Below are 5302 nucleotides of genomic sequence, written 5' to 3'. Positions count from 1 at the left end.
CCCCGCAGCCGCACCCGCACCCGCACCCGCACCCGCACCCCGCCCTAAGCCGAGTGCACCGCCCCCAACACATCCATCCGCGCCGCCCGCCGAGCCGGCCAGATCGCCGCCAACACGCCCACCACAAGCGCCAGGACCACGAACAACCCGAGCCGCAGCCACGGCAGCACCGTCTCGTAAGCGGGCAACCCCCCACCCGCGACCCCACTGTTGAGCCACGCCAGGAAGATCCCGGAGCCGATCCCGAGCGCCGCGCCGAACAGGCAGATGATCACGGACTCGAGGCGCACCATCTGCCGGATCCCCGCCCGGTCCAGACCGATCGCCCGCAGCATTCCGATCTCCCGCGTCCGTTCGAAGACGGACATCGCCAGGGTGTTCACGACGCCGAGCACCGCGATCAGGACAGCCATGCCGAGCAGTCCGTACATCATGTTCAGGACCGTGCCCACGGCCCCGGTCTCCTGCGCGACGATCTGGTCGCGGTCCTGCACCTTGAGCAGCGGGCTGTTGCCGAGCGCGTCACGGATCTTCCCGTCCAGGGACGATGCCGAAGCCCCGCCGTCCGCCTTCACCAGGACCTCGTCCAGCCTCTTGTCCACGGCGTACGGCAGCACGTCGTCGAGGGAGCCGAGCGCCTCCTCGACCGTACGGTTCTTCTCGAAGACGCCCACCACCGTGAACGTCTTCTCCGTCGCGCCCTTGCGCTCCCCGTCCACGAACCGCCCGCCGAGCTCGGCCTTGAACGTGTCGCCCACCGCGAGCCCGCGCTCCTTCGCCAACTCCTGCGACACCGCCACCTTTCCGGGCCCGACGTCGGTCAACGCACCGGACGTGAACCGCAGATCCGTCACCTTCCCGAGCGTGCCCGGATCACCGCCGGTCAGGTTCAGGTAGCCGCTCGCCGTCTGTCCCATCGCCGAGGCCACAGGCGCCGCCGCCGAGACCCCCGGCACCCGCGCCACCTTGTCCGCGGCGTCCGCCTCGATGCCGCGGTACGCGGAGTTGGAGATCCGGTAGTCGGCCGCGAGCCCGGTCGTCGCCTCGGCGGCCACGGCCCGGTCGGCCGACTGCGCGGCCACCGTGAGGCCGGTGATCATGCACAGGCCGATCATCAACGCCGAAGCGGTCGCGGCGGTACGGCGCGGATTGCGCAGCGCGTTCTCCTTGGCGAGCTTGCCGCTCACGCCGTGAAGCCGCTCGGTCAGCCGCCCGCTCAGGGCGATGAACGGCCGCGAGAGCAGCGGGGCGAGCACGATCAGGCCGACGAGGAACAGCCCTGCCCCGAACAGCGCGGTCAGCAGGTCGACTTCGGCGGGCTTCTTCAGGCCGGCCACGTACAACATGAAGGGCATCCCGCCCACGACGAGCAGCGCACCGAGCACATTGCGCACCTTCAGGCTCCGCGGCGCCGGCGCCGCGTCCACCGTGCTCATCGCCTCGACCGGCGCGATCCTCGCGGCCTTGCGCGAGGGCAGCCAGGCAGCGAACACCGTCACCACGACACCGACGGCGAGGGACCACACGAGAGCCGACGGGGAGATCACCAGCGGCCCGTCCGGCAGCCCGGCACCGCCCGCGTTGAGCAGCGACGGCAGGACCGACGCGATGCCCAGTCCGAGCGCGAACCCGGCCGCCGACGCCGCGAGCCCGAGCAGGGCCGCTTCGACGAGTACGGAGCGTACGACCTGCTTGCGCGAGGCACCGACCGCCCGCAGCAGGGCGATCTCGCGGGTGCGCTGGGCGATCAGCATGGTGAAGGTGTTGGCGATGATGAACACCCCGACGAACAGCGCGATCCCGGCGAACACCAGCAGCGCCTTGGTCAGCGCACCGGTGTTCTGCGCGATGTCCCGGGACTGCTGCGCGGCCAGCGCCTCACCGCTGGTCGCGGTCGCGGCGCCGTCCTGCGGCAGCAGCGCCCGGACGTCCGCGGTCAGCTTGCCCTCGTCCGTACCGGGCCGCGCCCCCACGGTGATCTCGTCGTAGAACCCGGGCGCCGTGAACAGCTTCTGCGCGGTCGCCGTGTCGAAGAGCGCGAGCGTGCCGCCGGCCGTGACGCGCGGGTCGTCCGTGGAGACCAGACCGACCAGCTTCTTGGTGAGCGCGGGCCCGTCGGTCGCGAAGCGCACGGTGTCCCCGATGCGGTAGCCGGCCTTCTCGGCGGTCTTCGCGTCCAGGGCCAACTCACCGGCGGAGGCCGGGGCGCGGCCCTTCGTGAGCGGGTAGAGGGGGTCCTTGCCGTCCTTGCCGGGGGCGTAGTTGACCGCCAGGTTGTGCCAGTCGGCGTCGGCGTTGACCGGGTCGCCGTCCTTGGCGGCGAGCGTGGCCCGGCCGTTCACCGTGGGGCGTACGGACTCGGCGCCGGGCAGCTCGGCGATCCGCCCCACGAGCTTGTCGTCGAGCGCGGTTTTGAAGGCGCCGGGCTTCGCCTCGGGTTCGGCGGTGGTGCCGTTGTCCTGCACGGCGACCGCGACTCCGTCGAGGTTCTTGGCGGAGGCGCCCCTGAAGGCGCCCGCGACGGTGTCGCCGAAGACGAGGGTGCCGGAGACGAAGGCGACGCCGAGCATGACGGCGAGCGCGGTCATGACCAGGCGGGCTTTGTGCGCGAGGACGTTGCGCAGGGCTGTTCGCAGCATGGAGGAGGGTCCTAAGGATGGGCGGGGCGAAGGTGTACGAGGGTGAGTCGGCCGGTGCGGGTACGGCTCAGCTGGTCCGTAGCAGCTGTGCGGTTGAGGCTCAGCTGGTCCGTACGACCCCTTCGAACTGCCGCATCCGGTCGAGCACCGTGGCCGCCGTCGGCCGGAGCAGCTCGTCGACGATCCGGCCGTCGGCCAGGAAGACCACGCGGTCCGCGTACGCGGCGGCCACCGGGTCGTGCGTCACCATCACGACCGTCTGCTCCAGGGCGTGCACGGACTCCCGCAGGAAGCCGAGGATCTCGGCGCCGGCCCGCGAGTCCAGGTTTCCGGTCGGCTCGTCCGCGAAGACGATCTCCGGCCGCGCAGCCAGGGCACGGGCCACCGCCACCCGCTGCTGCTGTCCGCCGGAGAGCTGGGCGGGCCGGTGCGTCAGCCGGTCCGCGAGCCCGACCGTGCGCACCACGCGCTCGACCCACGCCTTGTCGGGCGTACGGCCCGCGATGGCGCCGGGCAGCGTGATGTTCTCGTACGCGGAGAGCGTGGGCAGCAGGTTGAAGGCCTGGAAGACGAAGCCCACCTTGTCCCGCCGCAGCCGCGTCAGCTCACGGTCCTTCAGCTGCGAGAGCTCCACCTCACCGATGCGCGCCGAGCCCGAGGTGATGGAGTCGAGCCCGGCCATGCAGTGCATCAGCGTCGACTTGCCGGAGCCGGACGGGCCCATGATCGCGGTGAAGCGGCCCCGCCCGAACTCCACGTCCACCGAGTCGAGGGCGACGACGCGGGTCTCGCCCGAGCCGTACACCTTGGTCAGTCCTGCGGCCTGTGCGGCGGCGGCGACTCGGCGGGCGTGGGCGGGGGCTGCGGCGTACGACATGAGGGCTCCTCGGCCGGGGACACGATGCGACCAGCCTCCCGTCGCCCACCTCCCCGAATCGTCGCTCTGAGGGCGGGAATCGGGGCTCTGCCGAAGGTCGGGGGCGGGCCGTCCGGTAGTCCTTGAGGACGACGGCGGGGCGACTGCGGAGGGACCCGGAGACCACGGCGGAGGCGACGGTGGAAGCGCTCGCGGAGGCGGGCAACTCGATGGCCCGGCGACAGTGCCGCTGTGTACAGTGAGGGAGCCTTGTGCGCGCCACCGAGGTCCGCGCGGCGCCCCCTTAGCTCAGTTGGCCAGAGCGGCTGTCTTGTAAACAGCAGGTCGTCGGTTCGATTCCGACAGGGGGCTCTTACGAAGCCGAAGGCCCCGCTCCCGCAAGGGAAGCGGGGCCTTCGGCGTTCCGGGACCGGGGCGCCCGCCCCGCTCCGTACGCCCGGGTGGCCTCTTCCTTTGGGCAGAGGACAGCGCGCTCAGGATCGCCCGCAGGGCGCACGGAATCGGCACGCGTACCGCCCGATACTGGACACCATGCCGTCCAGCCCTCCCCGCTCCACCCCGCGCAGCCCGTTCGCCGACCCCGGCGAACAGGGCCGTCACCTGTGGCGCGCGGCCGCCGAGGCGACGGGCGGCGGCATCCTCGTCCTGGCCACGTACGCGGCGATGGCGGGCCTGAACGTCGACCTGCCGCACCGCTTCCTGATCCCGGTCACGCTGACCGCCCTCGCGCTCCTCGCGGTCCGCCGCCGCTTCCCCGTGACGGCCGTACTCGGCCTCGCGGTGCTGCTCGGCGCGGTCCCGTTCTACGGACTGATCGCGGCCGTCACCTCGTACACCGTCACGCGCCGGCTGGCCGATCCGCGCCGCCGCACCCTGCTGCTCCTGGGTGCGGCCGCGCTGACCACCGCCGTCTCCGCCCTCATCACCCCCACCACACTCCCCGGCGGCTACGGCACCGCGTACGGGGCCGCGCTCGGCCTCGTCCTCGCCGCCACCACGCTCGTCGTGCCCGGGCTCGTGGGGATCTCGGCGGGACAGCAGGACCGCCTGGTCACCGTGCTCAAGGAGCGCACCTCGGCCGCCGAGGAGGCCCGGCGCAACGCCGAGGACGCCTCCCGCAGCGAGGAGCGCACCCGCATCGCCGCCGAGATGCACGACCTGGTCGGCCACCGGCTCAGCCTGATCTCCCTGCACACGGGTGGTCTGGAGATGGCGCTGCGCGACCAGGACCCGAGGCTCCAGGAGAGCGCGGCCCAGGTGCGCCAGGCGACCCGCGACGCGATGTACGAGCTGCGCCAGATCCTCGGCGTACTCGGCCCGTTCAGCCGCGACACCGGCACCGAGGCGCTGACCGACGCGACCGGGACCCGCGCCGACATCGAGGCGCTCGTGGCGGAGTCGCGCGGCGTGGGCATCCCCGTCGAGCTCGACTGGCAGGGGCCCGACCTCGAGCGGCGCGAGGCGCAGGTCCGCCGTGCGGTGCACCGGATCGTGCGCGAGTCGCTCACCAACGTCCACAAGTACGCGACGGGGGCGGCCGTCACGGTCACCGTCACGCACACGGACGACGAGGTGGAGGTCCGCGTACGCAACGCACCCCCCGAACTCCCCGCCGCCGAACCGGCGTCCGGCACCGGCCGCGGCCTGACCGGCCTGCGCGAACGCGTCGAGCTCCTCGGCGGCCGCCTCGACGCGGGGGTGCGGGCGGAGGGCGGCTTCCAGGTGTACGCGGTGATGCCCGCCGTACCCGACCCCGCGGGCCGCCGCTCGGCGCCCGCCACCGGGG

Annotated in this window: 3 protein-coding genes and 1 tRNA gene; 2 read left to right on the top strand and 2 right to left on the bottom strand. The window is 72.7% G+C overall.

Going from position 1 to position 5302, the window contains the following annotated elements; all coding sequences use genetic code 11:
* Positions 1-44: 44 nt before the first annotated feature.
* Together ABT367_RS40620 and ABT367_RS40615 are read right to left on the bottom strand one after the other, a co-directional pair.
* Positions 45-2639: an ABC transporter permease gene (locus ABT367_RS40620; protein ID WP_352258911.1), complete on the bottom strand. Its 2595-nt coding sequence runs from the start codon at positions 2637-2639 to the stop codon at positions 45-47.
* A gap of 100 nt (positions 2640-2739) precedes the next feature.
* Positions 2740-3516, bottom strand: coding sequence for an ABC transporter ATP-binding protein (locus ABT367_RS40615; RefSeq protein ID WP_352258909.1), 777 nt, complete (start codon positions 3514-3516; stop codon positions 2740-2742).
* A 277-nt stretch (positions 3517-3793) separates the two neighbouring features.
* On the opposite strand from ABT367_RS40615, the gene ABT367_RS40610 reads away from it, so the two are divergent.
* Together ABT367_RS40610 and ABT367_RS40605 are read left to right on the top strand one after the other, a co-directional pair.
* Positions 3794-3867: transfer RNA gene (locus tag ABT367_RS40610), tRNA-Thr, on the top strand.
* Between the two features lie 180 nt (positions 3868-4047).
* The coding region (locus ABT367_RS40605) for a sensor histidine kinase (protein ID WP_352258907.1) at positions 4048-5302 on the top strand (1255 nt) is incomplete at its 3' end.

The sequence above is a fragment of the Streptomyces mesophilus genome (assembly GCF_040300965.1).
GTDB classification, from domain to species: Bacteria; Actinomycetota; Actinomycetes; order Streptomycetales; family Streptomycetaceae; genus Streptomyces; species Streptomyces mesophilus_A.
This window is presented reverse-complemented; position numbering and strand designations above follow the sequence as displayed.